21 protein-coding genes, 1 tRNA gene and 2 pseudogenes are annotated in these 25,229 nt (G+C 59.1%); 10 read left to right on the forward strand and 14 right to left on the reverse strand.

Features of this window, described 5'->3' with window-relative positions; genetic code table 11:
- Positions 1 to 17 precede the first annotated feature (17 nt).
- The 4 genes and pseudogenes from NBG89_RS06440 to NBG89_RS06455 form a co-directional block, all read right to left on the reverse strand.
- On the reverse strand, positions 18 to 635 hold the full coding sequence (locus NBG89_RS06440; protein ID WP_431322139.1) for a dual specificity protein phosphatase family protein: 618 nt from the start codon (positions 633 to 635) through the stop codon (positions 18 to 20).
- A gap of 49 nt (positions 636 to 684) precedes the next feature.
- Positions 685 to 1,490: pseudogene (radC, locus tag NBG89_RS06445) on the reverse strand (RadC family protein).
- A 7-nt stretch (positions 1,491 to 1,497) separates the two neighbouring features.
- Positions 1,498 to 2,334 (reverse strand): type I methionyl aminopeptidase, encoded by an 837-nt coding sequence (gene map / locus NBG89_RS06450; protein WP_431322140.1) that lies wholly within the window; start codon positions 2,332 to 2,334, stop codon positions 1,498 to 1,500.
- Between the two features lie 927 nt (positions 2,335 to 3,261).
- Positions 3,262 to 4,596: a tlde1 domain-containing protein gene (locus tag NBG89_RS06455; RefSeq protein WP_431322141.1), complete on the reverse strand. Its 1,335-nt coding sequence runs from the start codon at positions 4,594 to 4,596 to the stop codon at positions 3,262 to 3,264.
- A gap of 314 nt (positions 4,597 to 4,910) precedes the next feature.
- Between NBG89_RS06455 and NBG89_RS06460 the strand changes: the two genes are divergently transcribed.
- Positions 4,911 to 5,930 (forward strand): methyltransferase, encoded by a 1,020-nt coding sequence (locus NBG89_RS06460; RefSeq protein WP_431322142.1) that lies wholly within the window; start codon positions 4,911 to 4,913, stop codon positions 5,928 to 5,930.
- Positions 5,931 to 5,957: 27 nt separating this feature from the next.
- Here the strand turns inward: NBG89_RS06460 and phaC are convergent, their stop codons facing one another.
- The gene (phaC, locus tag NBG89_RS06465) at positions 5,958 to 7,841 is read right to left on the reverse strand and encodes a class I poly(R)-hydroxyalkanoic acid synthase (RefSeq protein ID WP_431322143.1); all 1,884 of its coding nucleotides are present in this window, start codon (positions 7,839 to 7,841) and stop codon (positions 5,958 to 5,960) included.
- 108 nt (positions 7,842 to 7,949) lie between these two features.
- Here phaC and NBG89_RS06470 point away from each other — a divergent pair, with 108 nt between their 5' ends.
- The 4 genes from NBG89_RS06470 (at position 7,950) to recJ (ending at position 13,181) form a co-directional block, all read left to right on the forward strand.
- Complete coding sequence (locus NBG89_RS06470; RefSeq protein WP_431322144.1) at positions 7,950 to 8,366, forward strand: hypothetical protein; 417 nt, start codon at positions 7,950 to 7,952, stop codon at positions 8,364 to 8,366.
- Between the two features lie 222 nt (positions 8,367 to 8,588).
- On the forward strand, positions 8,589 to 9,806 hold the full coding sequence (locus tag NBG89_RS06475; protein WP_007532313.1) for an LL-diaminopimelate aminotransferase: 1,218 nt from the start codon (positions 8,589 to 8,591) through the stop codon (positions 9,804 to 9,806).
- Between the two features lie 64 nt (positions 9,807 to 9,870).
- Complete coding sequence (locus tag NBG89_RS06480; RefSeq protein ID WP_431322145.1) at positions 9,871 to 11,193, forward strand: homoserine dehydrogenase; 1,323 nt, start codon at positions 9,871 to 9,873, stop codon at positions 11,191 to 11,193.
- A gap of 185 nt (positions 11,194 to 11,378) precedes the next feature.
- Positions 11,379 to 13,181 carry a single-stranded-DNA-specific exonuclease RecJ gene (gene recJ / locus NBG89_RS06485; protein WP_431322620.1) on the forward strand — a complete coding sequence of 601 codons (1,803 nt, stop codon included), beginning with the start codon at positions 11,379 to 11,381 and terminating at the stop codon, positions 13,179 to 13,181.
- Positions 13,182 to 13,253: 72 nt separating this feature from the next.
- Here the strand turns inward: recJ and NBG89_RS06490 are convergent, their stop codons facing one another.
- On the reverse strand, positions 13,254 to 13,754 hold the full coding sequence (locus tag NBG89_RS06490) for a hypothetical protein (protein WP_431322146.1): 501 nt from the start codon (positions 13,752 to 13,754) through the stop codon (positions 13,254 to 13,256).
- A gap of 162 nt (positions 13,755 to 13,916) precedes the next feature.
- Here NBG89_RS06490 and NBG89_RS06495 point away from each other — a divergent pair.
- Positions 13,917 to 14,031 (forward strand): annotated as a pseudogene (locus NBG89_RS06495) (IS3 family transposase); the annotation flags it as partial.
- Positions 14,032 to 14,173: 142 nt separating this feature from the next.
- Complete coding sequence (locus NBG89_RS06500; protein WP_431322147.1) at positions 14,174 to 14,491, forward strand: hypothetical protein; 318 nt, start codon at positions 14,174 to 14,176, stop codon at positions 14,489 to 14,491.
- 321 nt (positions 14,492 to 14,812) lie between these two features.
- Here NBG89_RS06500 and NBG89_RS06505 read toward each other — a convergent pair.
- Both NBG89_RS06505 and NBG89_RS06510 read right to left on the reverse strand, forming a co-directional pair.
- Positions 14,813 to 14,887: transfer RNA gene (locus tag NBG89_RS06505), tRNA-Glu, on the reverse strand.
- Between the two features lie 237 nt (positions 14,888 to 15,124).
- Positions 15,125 to 16,186 (reverse strand): class I SAM-dependent methyltransferase, encoded by a 1,062-nt coding sequence (locus NBG89_RS06510; RefSeq protein WP_431322148.1) that lies wholly within the window; start codon positions 16,184 to 16,186, stop codon positions 15,125 to 15,127.
- Between the two features lie 229 nt (positions 16,187 to 16,415).
- Here NBG89_RS06510 and NBG89_RS06515 point away from each other — a divergent pair, with 229 nt between their 5' ends.
- Positions 16,416 to 16,850, forward strand: a complete 435-nt coding sequence (locus NBG89_RS06515) for a hypothetical protein (protein WP_088694876.1) — start codon at positions 16,416 to 16,418, stop codon at positions 16,848 to 16,850.
- A gap of 155 nt (positions 16,851 to 17,005) precedes the next feature.
- Here the strand turns inward: NBG89_RS06515 and NBG89_RS06520 are convergent, their stop codons facing one another.
- The 4 genes from NBG89_RS06520 to NBG89_RS06535 form a co-directional block, all read right to left on the reverse strand.
- Positions 17,006 to 17,776 carry an amino acid ABC transporter ATP-binding protein gene (locus NBG89_RS06520; RefSeq protein ID WP_431322149.1) on the reverse strand — a complete coding sequence of 257 codons (771 nt, stop codon included), beginning with the start codon at positions 17,774 to 17,776 and terminating at the stop codon, positions 17,006 to 17,008.
- Between the two features lie 20 nt (positions 17,777 to 17,796).
- The gene (locus NBG89_RS06525; protein ID WP_088694878.1) at positions 17,797 to 18,951 is read right to left on the reverse strand and encodes an amino acid ABC transporter permease; all 1,155 of its coding nucleotides are present in this window, start codon (positions 18,949 to 18,951) and stop codon (positions 17,797 to 17,799) included.
- 1 nt (position 18,952) lies between these two features.
- Positions 18,953 to 20,155 (reverse strand): amino acid ABC transporter permease, encoded by a 1,203-nt coding sequence (locus NBG89_RS06530; protein WP_431322150.1) that lies wholly within the window; start codon positions 20,153 to 20,155, stop codon positions 18,953 to 18,955.
- Positions 20,156 to 20,250: 95 nt separating this feature from the next.
- Entirely contained in the window at positions 20,251 to 21,276 is a 1,026-nt protein-coding gene (locus NBG89_RS06535; protein ID WP_431322151.1) for an amino acid ABC transporter substrate-binding protein, read from the reverse strand.
- 368 nt (positions 21,277 to 21,644) lie between these two features.
- On the opposite strand from NBG89_RS06535, the gene NBG89_RS06540 reads away from it, so the two are divergent.
- Positions 21,645 to 22,835, forward strand: a complete 1,191-nt coding sequence (locus NBG89_RS06540; protein ID WP_431322152.1) for a cystathionine beta-lyase — start codon at positions 21,645 to 21,647, stop codon at positions 22,833 to 22,835.
- Here NBG89_RS06540 and NBG89_RS06545 read toward each other — a convergent pair whose 3' ends face one another.
- Entirely contained in the window at positions 22,836 to 23,987 is a 1,152-nt protein-coding gene (locus NBG89_RS06545; protein WP_431322153.1) for an FAD-dependent monooxygenase, read from the reverse strand.
- Between the two features lie 25 nt (positions 23,988 to 24,012).
- The gene (locus tag NBG89_RS06550) at positions 24,013 to 24,258 is read right to left on the reverse strand and encodes a zinc-finger domain-containing protein (protein WP_007790335.1); all 246 of its coding nucleotides are present in this window, start codon (positions 24,256 to 24,258) and stop codon (positions 24,013 to 24,015) included.
- A 155-nt stretch (positions 24,259 to 24,413) separates the two neighbouring features.
- On the opposite strand from NBG89_RS06550, the gene NBG89_RS06555 reads away from it, so the two are divergent.
- Complete coding sequence (locus NBG89_RS06555; protein ID WP_431322154.1) at positions 24,414 to 25,199, forward strand: alpha/beta fold hydrolase; 786 nt, start codon at positions 24,414 to 24,416, stop codon at positions 25,197 to 25,199.
- Positions 25,200 to 25,229: the final 30 nt, after the last annotated feature.

Below are 25,229 nucleotides of genomic sequence, written 5' to 3' on the forward strand. Positions count from 1 at the left end.
TATTTTATGAGCGGATATCAGGATTCATTGAGGCCAAGTAGGGGTTCCAACTTCTCGAAGGTGCGGTCCATGGCGAAAGCCCGGCTGATCGGCAGTGCGATATGGCCGTAAAAGATCGACATCTGCCCTTCAGCCACTTTCTCGTTCGTCTTGCTGATCGCCGCCAGATAAAGCGCGGATGCGAGCCCGGTTCTATCTGCACCTGAGAGGCAGTGGATCAACAGCGGCTTTGGAGCGTCCTTCATGACTTGGATCAATTCCTTCGCCCGCTCCGGAGAAAGCTCCTTGTAAGCCGACATCGGGAAATCGATGTGCTCGATGCCAAGTGTCTTGGCTTGTTCGACCTCGGCGCTCCATGTCGGGCTGTTGATCCCGCCGCGCAGATTGATGATGGTCTTTATCCCATAGCGCTTCGAGAAGTCGGCAATTTCCTGTGGGGATGGCTGCGACGAACGGTAGACTTCGCCGGCGACGACGGCATGAAAGTTGCTCGTCGCCTTCAGATAGAAAGCATAGCCGCCAACGATGGCAATGAGCAGGGTGAGCAGAAATGCCGCGGCCATCCTGGAACGAGGGAATTGGCGAGAAGCAAAGGTCGTCGTCATAAAGGTCTCGAAGCAGAACGGTTGCAGCATCCTTGCTTTGCCACCCAAACCTGACGGACACCTGAAGCAGGTTTGGTCTCTAAATCAGACGTAGACCCCTAAAGACTCGCGTGACCGTCCTTGCCGATGATGATGTGATCGTGGACGGTGATGCCGAGCGGCTTTGCGGTATCGACAATCATCTTCGTCATGTCGATATCGGCCCGCGACGGCGTCGGATCGCCCGAGGGATGGTTGTGCACGAGGATCAGCGCCGTCGCCGAAAGGCTCCAGTGCACGCCGCACAACCTCGCGCGGATAGACCGGCGTATGGTCAACCGTCCCGCGTCCCTGAACCTCGTCGGCGATCAACGCATTGCGCTTGTCGAGAAAGAGAATGCGGAATTGCTCGCGTGTCTCATGGGCCATGGCGGCGTGGCAGTATTGGATCACTGACCTGCTTGCCGCGTAGCTCGCTCTTCAGGGTCCTGTGTGCGACTGTCGAGACCAGCTTCACATCGAGCGCCACGGCCTCGCCGATGCCTTCACCTCCTGCAACAAAGGCAGTGGTGCGCCGAAGACTGCGGCAAGTGAACCGAAGCGCTCGAGCAGCGCCTTGGCGATTGGCTTGGTATCGCGCCGCGGGATCAGTCTGAACAGCAGCAGTTCGAGCAACTCGTAATCGGCGAGCGCCGTGTCGCCATGCTGGCGAAATCGGTCGCGCAGCCGCTCCCGGTGTCCGTGATAGTGCTCTTCCTTGCCGAGCGATGCCGGGAGGTTGGCCTGCTTCGTGAGCGATGCCGGCTTGGCGGCCTGTTCCGCAAAGAAGGAGCGTTCGTCGTTTGCATCGCTGGTGGCGAAGGGCAGTTCGGCGTCGTTGGATTGCGAAACAGGTCCCTTCGTCATCAAGTGCTCATCGGTTCAAGGGCGGAAGGCCGGGTCGGTCGAGGCCGCCAGGCGAAAGCGTGAATATCTCGCAGCCGTCGGCGGTGACGCCGACCGTGTGTTCGTATTGCGCCGAAAGCGAGCGATCGCGCGTAACGGCAGTCCAGCCGTCCGCCAGCACCTTCACATGCGGCCGACCAAGGTTGATCATCGGTTCAATGGTGAAGATCATGCCTTCGCGCAGTTCCGGCCCTTCGTTCGCGCGGCCGTAGTGCAGAATGTTCGGCGAGTCGTGGAACAGCGCGCCGACGCCATGACCGCAGAAGTCGCGCACAACGGAACAGCGTTCGGCTTCGGCATAGGTCTGAATGGCTTCTCCGATCGCGCCGGTGCGAGCACCGGGCCGAACGGCCGATATGCCACGCAGAAGGGATTCGTAGGTCACTTCAAGCAACCGCTCCGCTGCACGTTTGATGGTCCCGACCGGATACATGCGGCTTGAGTCGCCGTGCCAGCCATCGACCACGTAGGTTACATCGATGTTGACGATGTCGCCCTCGCGCAGAGGCTTGGCATCAGGAATACCATGGCAGACAACATGGTTGATCGAGGTGCAGGTTGATTTCGTGTATCCGCGATAATTGAGCGTCGCCGGAATCGCACCGTTGTCCATGCCGAATTGGAAAACGAAGCGGTCAATGGCGTCGGTCGGAAGGCCTGGCTTCACGACAGCGGCTAGCTCGTCGAGGCAGCGCGCCGTCAGCTGGCAAGCCTTCCGCATTCCCTCGAAAGCTTCAGGACCGTAGAGCCTGATTGCGCCCGTGTTTTTCGATGGCGCGGAAGAGGCTTCGATATAATTCACCATTGCAGGCCTTTAGGATTGTCATTCTGGTACATAATGCAGCTATGCAGGGTTCGTCCATCGCGATCAATGGGGTGGATGTGATTTATGGCTTTGCGGTCGCGTCGAACCGGCACCGGCAGGTCTTCTGTGAGCCGCACGCACCTTCGCCTTCACGCGATCCTTGCAGCCCGTGGCTTGATCCTGCGTTGTCACTCGGACGGGGCGCTGGAAATTGCCTCGTTGAGTAAAACAATATGGCGCTTCCCAGCGCCCCGTTCGGCGGTTTGTGCCCGCAACTCCGGTCCCTCTGCGGCCTTTCCCGAGGAAGCTCTTGCTTCCCCTGGGGGCCATGTGTGCCACACAGGCACGTCCGGGGCTCAACTCGACGCCGCATTCGCGCAGACGCCGCCGTCCCCGGAGGGAGACCATTTTCTGCGGACCCCTGATGCGCAAGCTCACGTCCTTCTTCCGCACCCGGCGCCGGTCCCGCCTCGCCGCATCCGCGACGGGACGAGGGGATGATGGCATGGGGGCGAGGGGTGGGGATGAAGCGGGGGCTATCTGGTTGTTTTTGTGGGAATAGCCGCAGATTACGTTCGTATGGTGAGCTGTCGAGACCTATTGCGAATGCGGCACCTCAACATCAAAGCAATTGCTGATTGCGCAGGAGCCGCTTGATTGACCGCGCGACTGTGAGCTGGCGGGATCCCGGATCAGGTCCGGGATGACGGAAGGAGAGCAGTTGCCCAGGGCCGGCCTGTCTTGCCCTTCGTCGTTCACCGTTAGCTCCCGTCATGCCGGGCTTGACCCGGCATCCAGTAGCCCCGCGTCTACGGCGCAAAGGCGTCTTCTCGCCCAGGACTTGAGCGCGCTGGACACGACGCAACGACGATGGCATTCCCGCGTGCCGCTGGGCAAATCGAGCACGTCGTTCTTGATGACTATTGATTAGGAGCGCGACGAGAACAACGAAGCGAAGGTGGACGTCGGCTTGTTCGGCATGCTCGTGACCACCACCAGTTGACGGATCTGGCCGCGTTTGAAGGCGGCGAGAAAGCGCTTGTAATCCCTGAAGGACACGCAGCCGTTGGAATCGCCGCGAGCGCCGAGCATGTAGGTATGCGCTAGCAGGCCAACGCGGTTGTAGACATAACCTGCGCCGCCAACAGGATTGAGGCGAATAGCCTCGACGCCGTGGAACAGGCTTTCGCGCATTGTCAGATCGTAGGTATGCGGCGGGGTCGGTCCGCGGTTCTTGGCATTCACATAGCGCGGGTTGTCACGCATCTTGCCGAGACCGGAATGGGCTTCCAGGCGTTCACCGTTCGGAAGGTAGACTATGTTGGCGGAAATGTCGTAGACCGCGACGCCACTACGCGCGACGGGCGCAGATAGTCCCTTCCTCACGGTCGGCATTGCGTCTTCGTCATCACCCGAAGCGCCCGCGTCCGGCCGGGCATAGGCCAGCACGGGTTCTGCCGGAGCACTGCGATCGCTGAGCGTCGCCCGCTTGGTCAGGCCATCGGGTCGGGCCATCGGCAAGGGGATCGACGTGTCGCTGCCGCTCAATACGAGATCAAACGGCTGGGTGGACGACGCAGGTTGCTCGGTCGGGGCGGCAGAAGCAAGACTTGCAACCTCGACCGGACCTCCTGGCTTGGCCGCCGCGGGTGGAACCTGTCCCTTGATGAGGTCAGCAGGTCTTGCGGCGAGCGCCAGCAGGGCAGGTCCTTCGGCAACTGCAATTTCTTCTTTCGACGGAATGATGATGCGATCACCCGAGGCAACAGCGACCGGTGTCGCCGTGACGGCGTCGTCCTTGGTCGCTTGGCTTGGCTGGGCAGGTGCTGTCGTTGCGGCAACCATTGCCGACTGCTTGTTCGGAGAGCCTTCAGAAATAGCAAGAGGTTCGGATTGCCCCACGAATGCAGCTGCCAGCGCCGCGGACGGAGCGGCCACGCGAATACCCTTGGCCTCCGCCAGCTCGCTTTCCGAGCTCATTCGTAGGCGCGAGAATTTCTTGACATGAACGATGCGCTGCATGGGCTCGATTTTGGCAATGGCTGCAGGAGCCAGCGCGATGTCGGCAAAGCGACCGGTGCTCGGATGCGGAGCCGGCGCAGCCATGTGCATGGTCGCGACTGTGGCGACGATCCACGCCGAAGCGGCAAACCCCGCACCGATAAGAGTTGCACCTGAGAGAAAATGGAAAGAGCGACCGAAGCGAGAAATGGACGTACCTATGGGCCTGGTATTGGCAAACACATCGACCGCAAACGCCATAACACTTGTCTTTCACAACTCGTTACAAGGCCGGCGGTACTGACAGATTGATAATTTTCTTCGCCGGGGCCGGTATAGGAGCATCAGGGCCAAATTGCGGCTTTGCTAATATGTCCGGTTGCCTGACAGAATGGCGAATTATGGTAACCAATTCCTTTACGTGATCGCTCGCACCGTACGAATTTGAATGCAGAGCTTTCGGCATGGCCCCGAGGCTCGATTTTGCCCGCCTCCTTCTTTGTCATGACGTGCCGAAGAACGCGGATTCTGCTATGAATGCCTGCCGTCGCGTGTCTCTACCTTGGGAGGGAACGATGTCTTCGACACAAGTGGTTCATGAAGAAATCTCGCCAGCGTCGCTGGTCGATGCGATGTTTGCTTTTCGAAAAACGGCGGCAATGAAGGCCGCAATCGAATTCGATCTTTTCACGAAGTTTGGCGGCCAGGCGCGCACCGCGAAGATGCTTGCGTCGGACCTGGATTGCGCCGAGCGCGGAGTGCGCATTCTCTGCGACTTTCTGGTGGTTTCGGGTTTTTTGACGAAGAGCGGCGAGAGTTATGCGCTGACGCCGTCGAGCCAGGCCTTTCTCGATAGGCGCTCTCCGGCTTATATGGGAGCGGCGATCGATTTCCTGGCTTCGCCGCAAATGATGTCCTTGTTCCTCGAAAACCCGGCCGCCTTTGTTCGCAACGGCGGCTCCGTCGGCTTGGCCAACGTGGCGCCGGACAATCCCATTTGGGTCAAGTTTGCCCGGGCAATGGGCTCGTTTACCGGTCCAAGCGCAAAGGCCTTGGCATCTGATGTGGCGACGTGGCCAAAGCTGCCAAGCAAGGTGCTCGATATCGCTGCTGGTCCCGGCGCCTTCGGCATAGAGATCGCCAAGGTGGCGCCATCGGCCAGGGTGGTTGCTATCGACTGGAAGCCGGTTCTTGCGGTGACGGAAGAGAATGCGACGAAAGCAGGAGTCGCCGAGCGCTTCAACTTCCGCCCTGGCAGCGCTTTCGAAGTCGATTGGGGCAGTGGCTATGACCTTATCCTGCTGCCGAACTTCCTCCATCACTTCGATCGAGAGGGCTGCGTTACGCTGTTGAAGAAAGCACGTGCGAGCCTCGTGCCTGAAGGCCGCGTGGCGGTGGTCGAGTTCGTTCCGAACGAGGATCGCGTGTCGCCCGAGTTCCCGGCGGCGTTTGCCATGGTCATGCTGGCTACGACGCCGAATGGCGATGCCTATACCGGGCGGGAGCTTGCCGAGATGGCCAAATCGGCCGGTTTTCGCGTCGTCGCGACGAAGCCGCTTTCGCCGTCACCGGCCAGCCTGATCTTCCTGGAGTAACAGAGCCGCTGCGGTTTCCAGCAAGCCTCAGGCTCGCTCCATGACATAGCTTCCCGGCGCTTCTTCGATGGCGTTGAGCGCAGCACCGCCCGGCTTGCGGGCGGGCACGCGCTTGCTGTCTTTCGCCTCGATCCATGCCTGCCAGTGTGGCCACCACGAACCGGCATTTTCGGCGGCTTCGGTAAGCCATGTCTCGTAGTCGCCCTTCACTGCGCCGCCGGTCCAGTATTGGTACTTCTTCTTGTCCGGCGGGTTGACGACGCCAGCGATATGGCCGGAGCCTGCGAGCACGAAATCGACCTTGCCACCGAAGAACTGGCTGCCGAGGAACACCGACTTTGCCGGCGCGATGTGGTCTTCGCGGGTTGCGAGATTGTAGATCGGAATCTTGACGTCCTTCAGGGACAGCTTTTGCCCGTCGAGGATCATCTCGTTCGCCGTCAATGCGTTCCTGAGGTAGCAATTGCGCAGATAGAAAGCGTGGTTCGCGGCCGCCATGCGCGTGGAATCAGCGTTCCAGAAGAGCAGGTCGAAGGGCATCGGATCCTGGCCCTTCAGGTAGTTGTTGACGAAATAGGGCCAGATCAGCTCCGAGGCCCGCAGCATGTTAAAGGCGGTCGCCATCTTCGACCCGTCGAGATAGCCGATCTCCTCCATATGGGCTTCAAGCCGTTCCAATTGCTCCTCGTCGACGAAGACCTTGAGATCGCCGGCATGGGTGAAGTCCACCTGCGTCGTGAAAAGGGTGGCGGTCTTGATCCGCTTGTTCTTCTCCTTGGCGTGCAGTGCCAGCGTTGCGGCGAGCAGTGTGCCGCCCACGCAGTAGCCAACAGCGTTTGCCTCCTTCTCGCCCGTCGCCTTCTCGATGGTATCGAGGGCAAAGTCGATGCCTTCGCGCGCATAGGCGGCCCAATCCTTTTGCGCATGGCGCGCGTCCGGATTGACCCAGGAAATCACGAAAACGGTCTGCCCCTGGTCGACGCACCATTTGATGAATGATTTCTGCGGGTTGAGATCGAGGATGTAGAACTTGTTGATCCACGGCGGACAGATGAGAAGCGGGCGCTTCAGCACCGTCTCGGTCGTCGGCTCGTACTGGATGATCTGGCAGATCTCGTTCTGCGCGATCACCTTGCCTGCAGTAAGCGCCATGTCGCGCCCGACGGCGAACTTGGTCATGTCGGTCTGGCGAAGCCTGAGGTCGCCTTGGCCCGCCGCGATATCCTCGGCAAGCATTTTCATGCCGCGCACAAGGTTTTCGCCGCTGGTGGCGATCGTTTCGCGGTAAAGCTGCGGATTGGTGGCAACGAAGTTGGTCGGCGAAAGGGCAGCCGTGATCTGCTTCACATAGAAGCCGGCCTTGTGCTTCGTGTGTTCGTCGAGCCCGTCGGTGTCGGCCACCATCTTCTCGGCCCAATCGGCGGTGATCAGGTAAACCTGCTTCAGGAATTCGAAGAACGGGTTCTTTTGCCAGTCCTCATCGGCAAAGCGCTTGTCCTTGCGATCCGGCTCTTCCGTTGGTGTCTCGCCCTGCATGCGCTGCATCGAGCGCATCCAGATGCCGAAGTAGCTGCTCATCAGCTGCGTCTGCGCTTCAAAGGTCCGGCGCGGATCGGAGATCCAGTACTCGGTGACCTTGGAGAGCGTCTTCACCATGTCGGTCACCGGCTCTGCGGCATTTTCCGCGATTTCGCCACGTTCGCGCGGCGCGAGCCAGGCTGTAGCCGCCTTGCCGAGATTTTCGAGCGCCCGGGCGAAATTGATCGCCATCGCCTCGGGATCTTTCAACAGGTAGGGATCGAGGTCCTTTGCATCGAAGCCCGGGCCTTTTGCCTTGTCGACGTTGTCCTGCTTGCTGTCGGTCACGCGTCTCCTCCGGCGGCAGCATATCCTGCAAATCGAGTTGTACATCTGGAAAGATCGATAAAACAAGTTCCGCTGACGCACGCTCGTGCTATTGCTTTGTGGCGGCGACGAATTTAACAGTCGAAGCACCTCAGGATTTGGGACCTCTGGCACATGACGAAAAACGGCATCCGCACTATCGCAAACGTGACCCGCATCGCGCTCATTAGCGCCGCCGCGGCCATGACGCTTGCCGGATGCCTGGAAACGCCCGAGGAAAAGGCCGCCTTCCGGGCCAGGCAAGCAGCGCCGACGCCTGTTGTCATGAACGCAACGAAGGGCGAGGCGGCGGCGGAAAGCGGCCTGTCACACTACAAGGACGGCTACCCGGGATTCGGTGCGCCGCTGACAGCCGCAAACGTTCAGATGGGTGACGACGAGGCTGGCGGGCTTCAGAAGAAGCTGACGGCCCTCGGCGCACAGCGCAAGGCCGGCACGATCTCGGAAGCCGAGTATCAGCGTCGCGTCGCGGAATTTCGCAAGCTTGCGGCCGAGCATGGCGCCGAAACGCTCTCCGAAATCGCCAATTAGGCCTTGCCTTCGCTGCGATTTGGAAGCAAAGCCTTCCAGTAGTGGCGGAAGATGAATTTTTCCCAAATGCAAGGCCTGCACGGTTTTCCGCCAAAGAAATGCCGTGTGACACAAGTCTGATGAATACGGCGTTGGCGATTCTGAAGTTTGTATCGCGAACAGCCGGGAATTAGGACGAACTTCGAGCGCGGTCATGGTGGCCGCATTTCCGTGGGGAAAGAAATGGAAGAGTTTCACAAAGTCCGGCGTTTGCCGCCTTACGTTTTCGAACAGGTCAACCGTTTGAAAGCAAGCGCGCGAGCGGGCGGGGCCGATATCATCGATCTCGGCATGGGAAACCCTGATCTTCCGACCCCGAAGGCGATCGTCGACAAGCTCTGCGAAGTCGTCCAGGATCCGCGCACGCATCGCTATTCGTCGTCCAAGGGTATTCCGGGTCTCCGCCGGGCCCAGGCCGCCTACTATGCGCGCCGTTTTGGCGTTAAGCTCAACCCGGATACTCAGGTCGTTGCGACATTGGGCTCCAAGGAAGGCTTCGCCAACATGGCGCAGGCGATCACAGCGCCCGGCGACGTGATCCTTTGCCCGAACCCGACCTATCCGATTCACGCCTTCGGCTTCCTGATGGCCGGCGGCGTCATCCGGTCGATGTCGGTCGAGCCGGACGAGAGCTTCTTCCCGCCGCTGGAGCGCGCGGTCCGTCATTCGATCCCGAAGCCGCTGGCGCTGATTCTCAACTATCCGTCCAACCCGACGGCTTTTGTTGCAACGCTGGACTTCTACAAGGACGTCATCGCTTTCGCGAAAAAGCATGACATCATCGTGCTTTCCGACCTTGCCTACTCCGAGATCTACTTCGAAGGCGAGCCGCCTCCGTCGGTTCTGGAAGTTCCGGGCGCGATGGATGTGACGGTCGAGTTCACCTCGATGTCAAAGACCTTCTCGATGCCGGGCTGGCGCATGGGCTTTGCCGTCGGCAACGAGCGCCTGATCGCGGCGCTGACGCGCGTCAAGTCTTACCTCGATTACGGCGCGTTTACGCCGATCCAGGTGGCGGCAACGCATGCGCTGAATGGTGACGGCTCCGACATCGCGGAAGTCCGCAACGTCTATAAGCGCCGCCGTGACGTCATGGTGGATACCTTCGGCAAGGCCGGCTTCGAGGTACCGCCACCGGCGGCGACGATGTTTGCCTGGGCCAAGATCCCCGAGAAGTTCCGCCACCTCGGTTCGCTGGAATTCTCCAAGCTGCTCGTCGAGAAAGCCGACGTGGCTGTCGCGCCAGGCATCGGTTTCGGCGAAATGGGCGATGACTACGTGCGTTTGGCGCTCGTCGAGAACGAACACCGCATTCGTCAGGCAGCTCGCAACATCAAGAAGTTCATGTCGACGGCAGACGAGACGATGCACAACGTCATCTCGCTCAACGCACATCGCTGATATAATCTCCTCAACGGCAGCCGCTTCGGCGGCTGCCCTTCATGACACATTTCAGGATCGATCCATGGCAGATGCCCTCAAAATCGGCATTGCGGGCTTGGGTACCGTTGGTGCTTCGCTTGTCCGTATCATTCAGCAGCGCAGCAACGAGCTTGCCGCAACATGCGGGCGCCCGATCCTGATTACGGGCGTTTCCGCCCGCGACAAGACCAAGGACCGCGGCATCGACGTCGGCGGCATCGAGTGGTTCGACCGGCCCGAAGATCTGGCGGAGAAGGGCGACATCGATGTTTTCGTCGAACTCATGGGCGGCGTCGATGGATCGGCCAACAGCTCCGTGCGCGCTGCTCTGCAGCGTGGTCTCCATGTGGTGACAGCGAACAAGGCGCTGCTTGCCTATCACGGCGTCGAGCTGGCGACGATCGCGGAAGACAAGGGCGCGTTGCTGAACTTCGAGGCGGCGGTTGCCGGCGGCATTCCCGTCATCAAGGCGCTGCGCGAATCGCTGACGGGCAATACGATCTCCCGCATCTACGGGATCATGAACGGCACCTGCAATTACATCCTGACGAAGATGGAAAAGGAAGGTCTTTCCTTTGCCGATTGCCTGAAGGAAGCACAGCGTCTCGGTTATGCCGAAGCCGATCCCGCCTTCGATATCGAAGGCAATGACACGGCGCACAAGCTCTCGATTCTCACGACGCTCGCCTTCGGAAACCAGATCGCAGCCGACGACATCTATCTCGAAGGCATCACCAACATCTCGATCGAAGACATCCATGCCGCAGCCGATCTTGGCTACCGCATCAAGCTGCTCGGCGTTGCACAGCGGACCGATACCGGCATCGAGCAGCGCGTGCATCCAACCATGGTGCCCGTTGACTCCGTGATTGCACAGGTCGACGGCGTGACAAACGCGGTTGCGATCGAGTCGGACGTTCTCGGTGAGTTGCTGATGGTCGGCCCCGGCGCCGGCGGCAATGCGACGGCTTCGTCCGTTCTCGGTGACATCGCGGACATCGCAAAAAGCCGACCCGGTGCACAGCGCGTGCCCGTTCTCGGCCATCCCGCCAAATCGCTGGAGCCCTACCGCAAGGCACAGATGCGAAGCCACGAAGGCGGATATTTCATTCGCCTGACCGTGCTCGACCGTACCGGCGTGTTCGCAAGTGTCGCCACCCACATGGCGGAAAACCACATTTCGCTGGAATCGATCGTTCAGCGTTCGAAGCAGCATCTGGCGCCCTCGCATCATCAGACGATCATCATGGTGACTCACGCGACGACGGAGGATTCCGTCCGCAAGGCGGTCGCCGCGATCAAGGGCGAGGGCTACCATGTCGGCGAACCGCAGGTGATCCGCATCGAGCGACCGAAGGAAGACTGAGAAGTCTCCTCGTTTTCAGGCATATCGGCGTTGCTTGGCGTGCCGCGGCAGATCTGCTGCGTGCATCCACAGCTAACGTCGTACGTCTTCTCCAAAATCGTTGTGTGGCCGTGCCAAGCCGCTTAAAGCTGCCGATATCTTTCCCGGTCTCGGGGCGGTGACAAGCGATGAGGGCAGCAGACGAGATGGAGATTCCGGCCGATCCGGTACAGCGTGCGTTTCTGGGCGTAGAGAAGTCCGTCTTGGACAACCGTTGGATATCGCGCCTGGATCAAGCCGGCCAAAACCGGGCGCTCGCGATGTCTCAGATGCATGGACTGCCGGAGCTCATTGCGCGTGTTCTCGCCGGACGCGGTGTTACCGTCGATGAGGCCCTGGAGTTTCTTGACCCGACCCTTCGTGGCCTGATGCCTGATCCCTATACCCTGACGGATTGCGAAAAGGCAGCCAAGCGGCTTGCCGAAGCGATCCGTGGCCAGCAACAGGTCGCGATTTTCGGAGATTACGATGTCGACGGCGCCTCCTCATCGGCGCTCATGTTTCGCTTTCTCAAACACTTTGGCGTCAAGGCCGAGATTTATATTCCCGACCGCATTTTTGAGGGTTACGGTCCCAACGCTGTCGCGATCGGCAACCTGATCGACAATGGGGCACGGCTGATCGTCACCGTTGACTGCGGATCTACGAGCCATAATGCACTGACCGAAGCTGCGAGACGCAACATCGATGTCGTGGTGATTGATCACCATCAGGTGACACACGATTTGCCGCCCTGCCACGCGCTGGTCAATCCGAACCGCGAGGACGATCTCTCCGGGCAAGGACACCTCTGTGCCGCCGGCGTCGTATTCCTTGTGCTCGTCGCGACGCTCCGCTTGTTGCGGGAAGCCGGGGACCCACGCACGCGGTCGATCGACCTGCTGCAGTGGCTTGATATTGTCGCGCTCGCGACTGTCTGCGATGTCGTTCCCCTGAAGGGCCTGAACCGTGCCTACGTGGTCAAGGGATTGATTGCCGCGCGGCATCAGGGCAATGCAGGCTTGTCCGCGCTGTTCCGTAGGGCAGGCCTTGCCGGGCCTGTAACACCCTATCACTTCGGCTTCCTGATCGGCCCGCGCATCAATGCGGGCGGGCGCATCGGCGACGCCGCGCTTGGCAGCCGCCTGCTCACTCTCGATGATACAGGCCAGGCCGAGGTGATTGCGCAGCAACTCGATGACCTCAATCGCGACCGGCAAGCGATGGAAGCCGCGATGCTTCAAGAGGCTGAGGCCGAGGCGATGGCGGAATACGGGGACGGTGAGGGGGCATCGGTCATCGTCACAGCGCACGAAAAATGGCACCCCGGCATTGTCGGCCTGATTGCCGCCCGCCTCAAGGAGCGATTCAAGCGCCCAGCCTTTGCGATCGCCTTTGACCCATCCGGAAAAGGCACCGGCTCTGGCCGCTCCATCAACGGGTTCGATATGGGCAAAATGGTGCGCGCGGCCGTGGATGAAGGTTTGCTGGTCAAGGGCGGTGGCCATGCCATGGCCGCTGGCCTCACTGTCGAGCGCGACAAGCTGGGTCTGCTGCGCAGCTTTTTTGACGAACGCGCCGAAAAGACGATAGCCGCGCTCGTGGCTAACGAGACGCTGAAGATAGACGGTGCGATTGCCGCCAGCGGTGCAACGATCGATCTGATCGATCGGCTGGAGACGGCCGGGCCTTACGGATCGGGTCATTCCCAGCCGTTCTTTGCGGTTCCCGCTCATCGCCTTCGCGATTCCCGCCTAGTTGGCGAGAAGCATGTGAAGGTGACGCTCGAAGCCATGGACGGCGCCCGTCTCGACGGAATCGCCTTTCGGGCAGCCGATACGCAACTGGGCAACCTGCTGCTGAATTCAAGGGGCTCCAGTCTGCATGTCGCGGGCTCGCTCGGCGCGGACCACTATCAGGGCTCCCGACGCATCCAGCTACGTGTTCAGGACGCCGCTCCAGCGCGGTGAGGCCGGCAGGCATGGGCGACCATGGACGAGGCGATCGGAAACGCGCCCGGGCAGCATCTTCTCGTGGCGACGCTACAGGCCATCTTCCTTTTCGATTTTTGGTGGCATCGGGTGATAAACGAGGGAACAGGAAGACAGATCCTCGTTCATATACACGACATTGGATTTGGCGTGGTCAATCCATTCTATGGCGTTATCATAAGTCCGAAGGAAATGCCCGTGCAGCGCGGCCTTCCGATTGGGCTCGATCGCGGGGTAGGTCACAAGCATGGATGCTTTAAGCTTGATACAGTAAGCCGTATCGGTATCAAGCTCTAGTTCGACCTCGTAAAGGCCCTTGTCGCTGAACCAAAATCTGCTTTCGAACTTATATTCTCCGGCACCATAGTGGCCTTTTAGATAAGGCTCGTTGGTGGCGGATTTGGCGACCCATCGCAGTCCGCTTTCAGGAGGCGCAGCAGCAATGACTTGATCGGGCGTCATGCCCCATTTGGTATATTGCCAATCGGCTTGTGCCGATGGAGCGAAGCAGAGCAAGCCTGAAGGCATTGCTAAATAAGGAATAATCCTCATTTTCCCCTCCTGCATTTGCTACAATCAGGCGGCAGGCCACGTGGGGGGAACGTCAGTTCCGTCCAGTGGAGAGTAAATCGCCTCTTCGTCTTCTTCAACCGAAGGCTAAGTGCGCTCTTTCACCCCCGCGTGATGATCAGCGAACTCGTTCGCTTGCTGCTCTCGGAGATGGAGCGGCTGCGCCAGCTCGAGGAAGGGAATGCCAAGCTAAAGCGAATCGTCTCCGACCTGTCGCTCGACAAGGCGATGCTGCAGGACGTGCTGTCAAAAAAACTGAGGGCCTGCCACAAGCGTGCTTGTCGACAGGGTGAGGGCCGACTGGAAGGTTTCGACCCGCCGCGCCTGTTCGGTGCTGAAGATCGACTGGTCGCGTTATGTCGCCAAGTCCTGACGCGGGCGCGGCTCTTGTGGTGGTGGTTATGTTGGCACTCGTCAGCAACGCCGCGGTCCGCAACTCCACCGCTCTGGCACGCTTTAATGAGAATACCCGCGTTCTGAAGCAGGCCGCTTCCTCTCTGGCTGTGCCCGATGCGGCTCGGCCCATGCTGGTTGGTAGTAACACGATCGCATTCTATGCAAAGGTGAATTATCTCCCGTTTCCATACTGCGATGCCTATACTGCCTTGAAGTACTTCAGCAAGAAGAAGGTGCGCTTCCTAGCGCTTAGTTCAGAAGAACTTGCCGCTGCTCCTTATCTCCGCGAATGGTGGCAAAACGGAATCCCGGCGCTTCAATGATGTCAAACGTTGCCACCAGTTCTGGTCGAGTACGGCTTTATCAATGGAATCCGATGAATGAAACGGACTAAAAGGGGCATCCCGCGTTGTAGGAACGGCTTCGATCAGCGATCGTCCGCGATGTGAACAGGCGCCGTGCGATGGTTAACCTCGTTGATCGCGTGAACAGCCGCAGAAGTGACGGGATGCGGCAAGGCGGCGCGGCAATCTCAGGATTGTGATTGTACGCTAGGCCGGATTTTCATTTGGGAAGGGCGCGTACAAATCATTCTGTACGCATTTTGTATTCAGGGCTAAAAAGCTCAATGAAATCAAAGAAGTTGGCACGCCCTAGGGGAGTCGAACCCCTCTTCCCAGAATGAAAATCTGGTGTCCTAACCGATAGACGAAGGGCGCTTCCTTCGTGGTGGCGCCCTTATAGTCAGGCACTTTGAATCCCGCAAGCGGCAAAACAAGAAAAAATCACAATGGCGCGAATTTTTCTTGGCTTCTCGCCTGTGGCGCTCTGTAATTAGCGACTATCATTTTGATATCGCTACATTATTTCTAGTTCCACAGGCTATTGATGGACATGTGGAAAGTTTCGATGGACGCGGCCGACCAGGGAGCCGCGTCGTGAGTAATGCAACTTCCTCAGGCGCGCACCTCGAAGACCATGTTGAAGGGCGTTTCCGTGGCGCGGCGGAAATGCTTGAAACCGGCATCGAGGGCGACTTTCCTCAGCTTGGTTTCGCCGGCCTGCGCGCCGAGCCCAAGTCCAACCTCCTGGGAGAGCGATGCCGGGGTACAGATCATCGTCGACGCGCCGTAATAGACCCGACCGACCGGGTTGAGATTGTCCTTCAGGCAGTCATGCGCAAAGGGCTCGACGACCAGCCAGGTGCCGCCCGCGGAGAGCGATTCCTTGACGTGCTTGCCGGCGCCGACCGGGTCCCCCATGTCGTGCAGGCAATCGAACATGGCGATGAGATCGTAGTTTCCTTCCGGAAATCCAGCGGCGGGCGCCTGCTGGAACGTGACACGATCGGCAACGCCAGCCTCCTTGGCCGCAGCCTTCGCCCGCTCGATCGACGGCGCGTGATAATCGAAGCCAAAGAACTTTGAAGCGGGATAGGCTTGAGCCATCAGGATCGTCGAAGCGCCGTGGCCGCAGCCGACGTCGGCGACTCGTGCGCCGGCCTTCAAACGGGCCTCGACGCCCTGCAAGGCAGGAATCCAGTCGGCAACCAGATTGTTGTTGTAGCCGGTTCGGAAGAAGCGCTCGGTACCGCGAAACAGGCAAGCGCTGTGCTCGTGCCACCCGACGCCCGTGCCGGTGCGGAAGGCGTCGGCTACCTTGGGTTCGTCCATCCACATGGCTTGCACGACCTGAAATGCGCCGGCGAAGAAGGCAGGGCTATCCTCCTCGGCAAAGACCATTGCCTGCTCCGGCGTCAGGTGAAAGCGATCGGTCTTCTCGTCATAGGTGAGATAATCGGCGGCCGCGAGGGCGGAGAGCCACTCTCTGAGGTAACGTTCCTTTATGCCGGTTTCCTTCGATACCTCGGATGAGTTGCGTGGCTTGCCGTCGGCCATGGCCTTGAACAGGCCGAGGTCATCACCCAGCACCACCAGCGCTCCGGATACGGCCGCGCCTACGTCGCCGATCAACCGACCGACGAGTGCATCCACTTTCTGCATGTCGGGTTCGCGCATGTCTTCCTCCCTCGGAGATGCAGGAAAAACCAGCCCGTCTGGCACTATATCACTGCCGGTGCTTGCCGCTAAAACAACAGTGCGGCATTAGTGGCCAACTGTTCCGCTTGCGAAGACGAAGCGCGATCCTTTAACAAAATTAACGTGTTGGTTGCGCCAATTGTCGCGTTGACATGAAAAAACGTCAGATTGATAGTTCGCTAGCCCCTAGAGGCTTGGAGGAAGATCAATGATCAAGCGTTTGACTATTCTTGCATCCGTTTCCCTGCTCGGGGCGCTCGCGTTTGCGACGCCGTCCTCGGCGCTGACCATGAAGGAGTGCAGCGCAAAGTATAAGGCGGCCCAGGCCGACGGCTCCGCGAAGGACATGAAGTGGAATGATTTCCGCAAGGCGCAGTGCGGTCCGGATGCGACGGCTGAGCCGGATGTGACGCTCAACAGTGGTGAAGAACCGGAAAAGCCCACGATGACAGCGCCCAAGGGCGTTTCGTTCCCAACAGCCATTTCACCGAAATATGCGAAGGAAACACCCGGCAAGGGACGGATGCATACCTGCGTCGACGCCTATCACCAGAATAAGGACGCCAATACGCTCAATGGCCTGAAGTGGATTCAGAAGGGCGGCGGTTTTTACAGTCTCTGCAATGCCAAGCTGAAGAGCTGATAGGGCTTTTGCTCAACTCGGAAGGCCCCGTCATCGGGGCCTTTTGTTTGTCGTGATGCGGCGCTCGGTCTAAAGCCGACCGTCGAAAATACGCCAAAACGAAAAGGCCGCCGGGAAAACCCGACGGCCCTCGGATTCGTTGCTCGCCAATCGCCTTAGTGCAGGATTTGGCTGAGGAAGAGCTTGGTGCGCTCGTGCTGCGGATTGTCGAAGAACTCGGCCGGCGAATTCTGTTCGACGATCTGTCCCTGGTCCATGAAGATGACGCGGTTGGCGACCTGACGCGCAAAGCCCATTTCGTGGGTCACGCAAAGCATGGTCATGCCTTCCTCTGCCAATCCGACCATGGTCTCCAGAACTTCCTTGATCATCTCAGGGTCGAGCGCCGAGGTCGGCTCGTCGAAAAGCATGATCTTCGGGTTCATGCAGAGTGAGCGGGCGATCGCCACGCGCTGCTGCTGACCGCCCGAGAGCTGGCCCGGATACTTGCTGGCCTGCTCCGGGATTTTGACGCGCTTCAGGAAGTGCATGGCGATTTCTTCGGCCTGCTTCTTCGGCATCTTGCGCACCCAGATCGGCGCCAGCGTGCAGTTTTCCAGAATGGTCAGATGCGGGAAGAGATTGAAGTGCTGGAAGACCATGCCGACTTCGCGGCGCACTTCGTCGATCTTCTTCAGGTCGTTGGTGAGTTCGACCCCATCGACGATGATCTGGCCCTTCTGGTGCTCTTCCAGGCGGTTGATGCAGCGGATCATCGTCGACTTGCCAGAGCCCGACGGGCCGGCGATGACGATACGCTCGCCGCGCATTACCTTGAGATTGATGTCACGCAGTACGTGAAAATCGCCGTACCACTTGTTCATGCCAATGATGTCGACGGCAACGTCTGTTGCCGAAACAGTCATCTTCTTTTGAGCCTCAGCCATATGTTCGTTCCCTTGATCTTTTATCGTTTGTGGCCGGTATCGAGATAGCGTTCCATGAAGCCTGAATAGCGCGACATTCCGAAGCAGAACAGCCAGAAAACGAAGCCAGCGAAAATCAGGCCTGTCAAGGGCGTGACCGCGCTCGCCCAGTTGGCGTCGGTAAAGTTAAACCGGACGATACCGAGCAGGTCGAACATGCCGATGATCGACACCAGTGACGTATCCTTGAACATGCCGATGAAGGTATTGACGATACCGGGGATGACCAGCTTGATCGCCTGCGGAAGTATGATCAGTCGCATCTTCTGCCAGTAACCGAGCCCGAGCGAGTCGGCGCCTTCGGACTGGCCTTTAGGGATCGCCTGTAGGCCGCCGCGAATGACCTCCGCCATGTATGCGGAAGCAAAGATTGCCACACCGATCAATGCGCGCAGCAGCTTGTCGATGGTGAACCCGGTCGGCAGGAAAAGCGGCAGCAATACGCTCGCCATAAACAGCACGGTGATCAACGGTATGCCGCGAATGATTTCGATAAAGGCGACGCAGACAATTTTGATCACAGGCATCTTCGATCGGCGCCCCAGCGCCAGAATGATGCCAAACGGCAGCGACACGGCAATGCCGACGAAGGAAAGCACCAGAGTCACCATCAGGCCGCCCCAGAGAGGCGTATCGACGATTTCGAGCCCGAAACCGCCGTAAAGCAGCCAGAAGGCAAGAAGCGGCAGGACGGCGAACAGCAGAATGGCGTTGATGCGCTTGAACGGCGCCTTGGGGACCAGCATAGGCGCGAGCAGCAGCACGAACAGGACACCGACGATCGTCGGGCGCCAGCGTTCGTCGAGCGGGTAAGTGCCGAACGCGAACTGAGAGATCTTCGCGTTGACGAATGCCCAGCAAGCGCCGCTCCAGCCATCAGGCTGGGTGCCACCTTGAACAGTCGTCGCGCAGAAGGTGCGGTCCGTTCCGGTCCAGACGGCCTGAATGAACAACCAGTTGATGACGTGCGGCAACGCCCAGGCGAGGAAGGTAACGGCAATGACCGTCAGGACAATGTCCTTCGGCGTTGCTAGCAGGTTCTTGCGAGCCCAGGCCCATGCGCCGCTTTCGCTGCGCGGTGCTGGTGCCGGGTCGATAAAAGCGGTCCTGACGAAAGATTGGTTGGATACCGACATCTTATCTCTCCACCAATGCCATTTTGGCATTGAACCAGTTCATGAACAGCGAAGTGAGGATGCTGAGCGTGAGATAGACAACCGCCCAGATGAACACGATTTCGATCGCCTGTCCGGTCTGGTTGAGGATGGTGCCGCCAACGGCGACGAGATCCGCGAAACCGATGGCGATCGCCAGCGATGAGTTCTTCGTCAGGTTCAGGTACTGGCTGGTCAGCGGAGGAATGATGATACGCAGCGCCTGGGGGACGACAACGAGGCGCGTGATGCTTGACGGATGGAGGCCAAGCGCACCGGCAGCTTCCGACTGGCCCTTGGGAACGCCGCGAATACCAGCGCGGACGATTTCGGCAATGAAGGCCGCAGTGTAGAAGGATAGAGCCAGGAACAGCGACATGAATTCCGGTCCGACGACGGAGCCGCCGGTGAGATTGAATTTGCCTGCAATGGGAACGTCAAACGACAGAGGCATACCGGCCAGAAAGAAGGTCAATATCGGCAGGCCCACAGTCAGAGCGATGGACGTCCAGATCGTGTGGAACTGTTTGCCGGTGGCAGCCTGGCGTTTGTGCGCCCAGCGCGCAACAACCGTGGAAGCGATGATCCCGACGATGATCGCTATACCGACCGCCCATATGCCTTCACCGAAAATCGGCTTCGGAAAAGCAAGGCCGCGGTTGTTGAGGAACATGCTGAAGGGCAGGTGGAGAGAATCTCTTGGTCCAGGCAGGACGGCAAGGACGCCTTGGTACCAAAAGAAGATGACGAGCAGCGGCGGAATGTTTCGAAAGACCTCGACGTAGACCGTGCACAGCTTTGAGATCAGCCAATTATGTGACAAGCGGCCGATACCGACGACGAAACCGATGGTCGTTGCGGTAATAATCCCGGTTACGGCGACCAGCATGGTATTGAGAAGGCCGACCAACAATGCGCGCCGATAAGTGGCATCGCTGGAATAGTCGATCAGCGACTGACCGATGTCGAAGCCCGACCGACCGTTCAAGAACCCGAAGCCAGACGCAGTGCCGGTGCGGGCCAAATTCTGGGCCGTGTTATGGGAGACCCACCACACGAATCCGACGAGGATCACGATGGTGAGAACTTGAAAGAAAATGCCCCGAAACCTCGGGTCGTAGATCACTGATTGGAAACTCCAGCCAGTGCTTTGCACATGCGACGTGTGCACAGCCTCTTGCGTCATGCCGAGCCTAATCCCCTATGAGCCCGTTTTCGGGCTTTTCTCTTTATGATGGGGAGGCGGCAAACCGCCTCTCCAAGTCTTGAAGGGCTATCCGATCAACGGACCGGCGGAGCGTATTGGATGCCACCCTTGTTCCACAGCGCGTTCAGGCCGCGCTCGATCTTGAGCGGGCTGCCTTTACCGACGTTGCGGTCGAAGACTTCACCGTAGTTTCCGACGCCCTTGATGATGTTATAGGCCCACTCGTTGGTAAGCCCCATGTCGGTACCGATCTTCGTATCGGTCTCCGTACCGAGGAAGCGCTTGATATCGGGATTTGCAGAGTTCTTCATCTCATCGACGTTTGCCTGGGTAATCCCGAACTCTTCAGCATTGACGAGGGCGTAGGCCGTCCACGATACGATATCGAACCACTGATCGTCGCCCTGGCGAACGGCCGGTCCGAGCGGCTCCTTCGAGATGATTTCCGGAAGAACCATATGTTCGTCGGGATTCTTCAGCGTCAGGCGCAGTGAGTAGAGGCCGGACTGGTCGGTCGTGTAGACATCGCAACGACCGGCGTCGTAGGCGGCGTTGACTTCTTCAAGCTTCTCGAAGACGACCGGATTGTACTGGAGGTTGTTCGACTTGAAGTAATCGGCGAGGTTCAGTTCCGTCGTAGTGCCGGCCTGGACGCAAACGGCGGCACCTGAAAGTTCGAGCGCCGACTTCACGTTAAGGCTCTTGCGAACCATGAAGCCCTGACCGTCATAGTAGGTGACTGGACGGAAGTTGAAGCCTTGCGCGGTATCGCGGTTGATGGTCCACGTCGTATTGCGCGATAGAACATCGACTTCGCCCGACTTCAGAGCCGGGAAGCGGTCCTTGGCCGACAGTGGCGTGTACTTCACTTTAGTCGGGTCGCCGAAGACGGCGGAGGCAACTGCCTTGCAGAAGTCGACGTCGAAGCCGGCCCAATTGCCGGAAGCGTCAGGCTGCGCGAAACCAAGAAGGCCGGTGTTGACGCCGCACTGAACAAAACCCTTTGCCTTTACGTCTTCGAGCGTGGTGGCAGAAGCTGCCGAAGCGCCAAGTCCGAAAACTGCTGCGCCGATAGCGGCGGACAGAAGCTTAATCTTCATTTTTCCCAACCTTTTCCTTTGTCTTATCTTTTTGTGGGAGCGTTCGCCGAAGCAAGCGGAACCTCCCATATGACCCGACACCCTCCCGGCGCGAGTGGTTCTATCACAGTCGCAAATGTCACCATGGTCAAGTGTCGCAGTGAAAGATTGCGTGATATTTCGGCAATTCTCTAATTGAGGCGCGCAAAATAAGCAGATGACTATCGAAACGGCGGCCGTTGCCAAAAAAAATCGCGAAAGATCACTGATATATCTGAAGAATCTGCATGGCAGGGATGCTGTACGCGGTCCGGCTTCGGGGTTGACCGATCGTTTCGTGCGGTTCAAGAGTTTGCCGACCGCATCCCATCGCCAAAGGCATTCCCAATATGAAAGATAAAGAAGGCCCGCTTCAGAACGCTGGCATCAACACGCGCCTTTCCCACCTCGGCAACGACCCGGCCGAATACCACGGTTTCGTCAATCCGCCGGTTGTTCACGCCTCGACAGTCCTCTTTCCAAATGCGCGAGCAATGGAAACCCGTGGACAGAAATACACCTACGGAACGCGCGGGACTCCGACAACCGATGCCCTTTGTGAGGCGATCGATGCGCTGGAAGGGTCGGCCGGAACGATTCTCGTACCGTCGGGACTGGCGGCTGTGACCGTCCCGTTCCTGGCGTTCCTGTCTTCTGGTGACCACGCATTGATCGTCGACTCGGTCTATGGGCCGACCCGGCATTTCTGCGACACGATGCTGAAGCGTCTCGGTGTCGAGGTAGACTATTACGATCCAATGGTTGGTGCGGGCATCGAGGCGCTGATCAGGCCGAACACCAAGCTCGTCCATACGGAGGCGCCCGGCTCGAATACCTTCGAGATGCAGGACATTCCGACGATCGCAGCAATCGCGCACAAGCACGGTGCGGTCGTGACGATGGACAACACCTGGGCGACGCCTGTTTACTTCAAGCCGCTGGACTTCGGTGTCGATGTCTCCATTCACGCAGCCACCAAATACCCGTCCGGGCATTCCGATATCCTGATGGGTACGGTCTCGGCAAACGCCAAATACTGGTCGCAGCTCCACGAAGCGAACATCACGCTCGGCATTTGCGGTGCGCCCGACGACGCCTACCAGATCCTGCGTGGTTTGCGCACCATGGGCGTGCGCCTGGAGCGCCATTACGAAAGTGCGCTCACGATCGCCAAATGGCTGGAGGGCAGGGAGGACGTTGCCAAGGTGCTGCATCCGGCGCTGCCGAGCTTCCCGTCGCACGAATTGTGGAAGCGCGACTTCAAGGGCGCGAGCGGCATCTTCTCTTTCGTGCTTGCCGTCGACGCACCGGAAAAGTTCAGGGCCAAGGCGCATGCTTTCCTCGATGCGCTGCAGATCTTCGGCCTCGGTTGGTCGTGGGGCGGCTTCGAAAGTCTCGCCATTCACGTCAACCTGAGCGATCGCCGCATTCGAACGGCGCCAACCGAAGGACCGGTCATCCGCCTGCAGATCGGGCTTGAGGACGTCGTTGATATCAAGGCCGATATCGAGCGCGGTTTCGCCGCGGCAAAGGCCGTCTGATCAGGCGCCGGCTCGGTAGCCGTAGATCCAGTCAAGATCCGCCGCGAGGCTTTGCGGCGGTCTCAATGCCAGAACGATATCGCGCCCGATGCGCACCGGCCCGCGGGCGTGATAGGCAAATTGGTTGAATGCACCGCGCTGGCGCAGCCGCGCTATCCGCGGCGTGCGATGTGCTTCGAACAACCGCAGCGCTTCGGCAACCGGCTGTGTTGCCACGAACATCGCAAGCTCATAGGCGTCCTCGATCGCCATTGCAGCGCCCTGTGCCGCAAAGGGCATCATTGCATGCGCGGCGTCGCCAATAAGGACGCAATCGCGGCCGTTTTGCCAACGCCCATTTGTCATTTCATAGAGAGGCCAGAACGTGATATCGCCCGTCTTCGCGAAAAGTTCGGCCACGGCAGGGTGCCACCGGGAAAAACGCGAAAGCAGTTGTTGACGCTGCGCTTCCGTCGGCTGGCTGGTCCAGTCATGCGATGTGGCGTTGCCGGCAGTGATCGCCACCATATTGAAGCTGCTGGTTTCACGGAGCGGATAGCAGACGAGATGTGCTGCCGGACCAAGGAATGCTGAGACGCTCGTGCGTTCAAGAAAGGTGGGCGCGTTTGCCGCGTCTATCGTAAAGCGGTAGGCGATGTTGCCGGAGAAGCGAGGCGAGGGGCTGCCTTCGATGTCTTCCCGAACCTGCGACCAGACGCCGTCGGCACCAATCAGAAGATCCGCCGGGCGGGATAGGTCCGACAATTCCCGGCTCTTGATCCGCGCTCCCAGATGCAGCTTGCAAAGTGGCTCCTTGGAGACCGCGTCAAGCAGCGCCCGCTGCAAGGTGGAGCGATGGAGGACACCATAGGGCGCGCCCCACCGGGCGCGTGCAAATCCACCAGCAGGAACGGCTGCGAGCTGACGCAGCGTGGTTCCGGACATAAGCCGAATGGAGTCTGGCTCGAGCCAGGTGTTGGTCAGGTGCTCGAGGACGCCCAGTTCCGCCAGAATGCGAGAAGCATTCGACGAAATCTGCAGACCTGCCCCGACTTCGGTCAGTTTAGGTGCCTGCTCGAAAATCTCGGAACTGATGCCGCGCCGCGCCAGCGCCAGTGCAGTCGTAAGGCCCGCTACGCCCGCGCCGACGATGGCGGCATGTTCTGCCGGCATAGGTTGTCCGATCTTAGATTGCGTCTCAGGCAGCCTTGACGTGGAAAACGCAGCCAGCCGGATTGGTCTGGTTTGCCTTCAGCGCACCATTGAAACGGTAGAGGGTCGAGCAGTAGGAGCAGACCTTCTCGTTCTCATCGCCCATGTCGATGAAGATGTGCGGATGATCGAACGGAACGGAGGCGCCGGTGCACATGAACTCTTTCACACCGACTTCGATAACGCGGTGTCCGCCGTCGTTCTGGAAGTGGGGAATATTGTGGCCGGCCATGTTCGTCTCCGAATGCTTTGTAATGTGCGCGGACCTTATAGTCCTTCACTGCAAATGTGTAGAGCCAAAGAGTGTCCCGGCGCACAGTTTTTGCAACTGCGAGGGTTTCAGTTCGGTGACCTATAAAATATGGTCCGGCAAAAAAGGACAGTCCGATGAACTTGAATACGCCCGCTTTTTCCAGCTTCACACATGATGGTCTGAAGCTTGCCTTCTTTGATGAAGGCGATCCGTCCGGGGCGCCGGTTCTGCTGATCCACGGTTTTGCCTCTAGCGCCAATGTGAACTGGGTTCATCCGGGTTGGCTGAAGACCCTGGGCGATGCGGGCTATCGGGTCATTGCCATCGACAACCGCGGACACGGCGCAAGTGACAAGCCACGCGACGCCGAGGCCTATCGTCCCTGGCATATGGCGAGCGATGCAGTTGCGCTCCTCGATCACCTCGGAATTTCTGAAGCCAACCTCATGGGTTACTCGATGGGAGCCCGCATTTCCGTCTTCGCGGCACTTGCCCATCCAGACCGGGTCCGCTCTCTGGTTCTCGGCGGCCTGGGGATCGGCATGACGGATGGGGTCGGCGATTGGGATCCGATTGCGGACGCCTTGTTGGCTCAGTCGCTTGATGATGTCGTCCACGATCGCGGACGCATGTTCCGGGCCTTCGCCGATCAGACGAAGAGTGACCGTGAAGCGCTCGCCGCCTGTATCAAGGGATCTCGCGATCTCGTCGCACGATCCGACATGGCGAAAATCGACGCTCCGACACTGATTGGCGTTGGAACTAAGGACGATATCGCGGGTTCAGCTCAGGAGCTTGCGGCATTGATGCCCCATGCCCAGGCCCTTGATATTCCTGGCCGCGATCACATGCTGGCCGTGGGAGACCGGGTTTTCAAGAGGGCAGTGCTGGAGTTTTACGCTGAAGTCTCCGGACGGTGATATGGGATTTGTCGTGGCGGTTCGAGGACC

Origin of the sequence: Rhizobium sp. YTU87027 (assembly GCF_050644135.1) — a bacterium.
GTDB lineage: Bacteria > Pseudomonadota > Alphaproteobacteria > Rhizobiales > Rhizobiaceae > Rhizobium.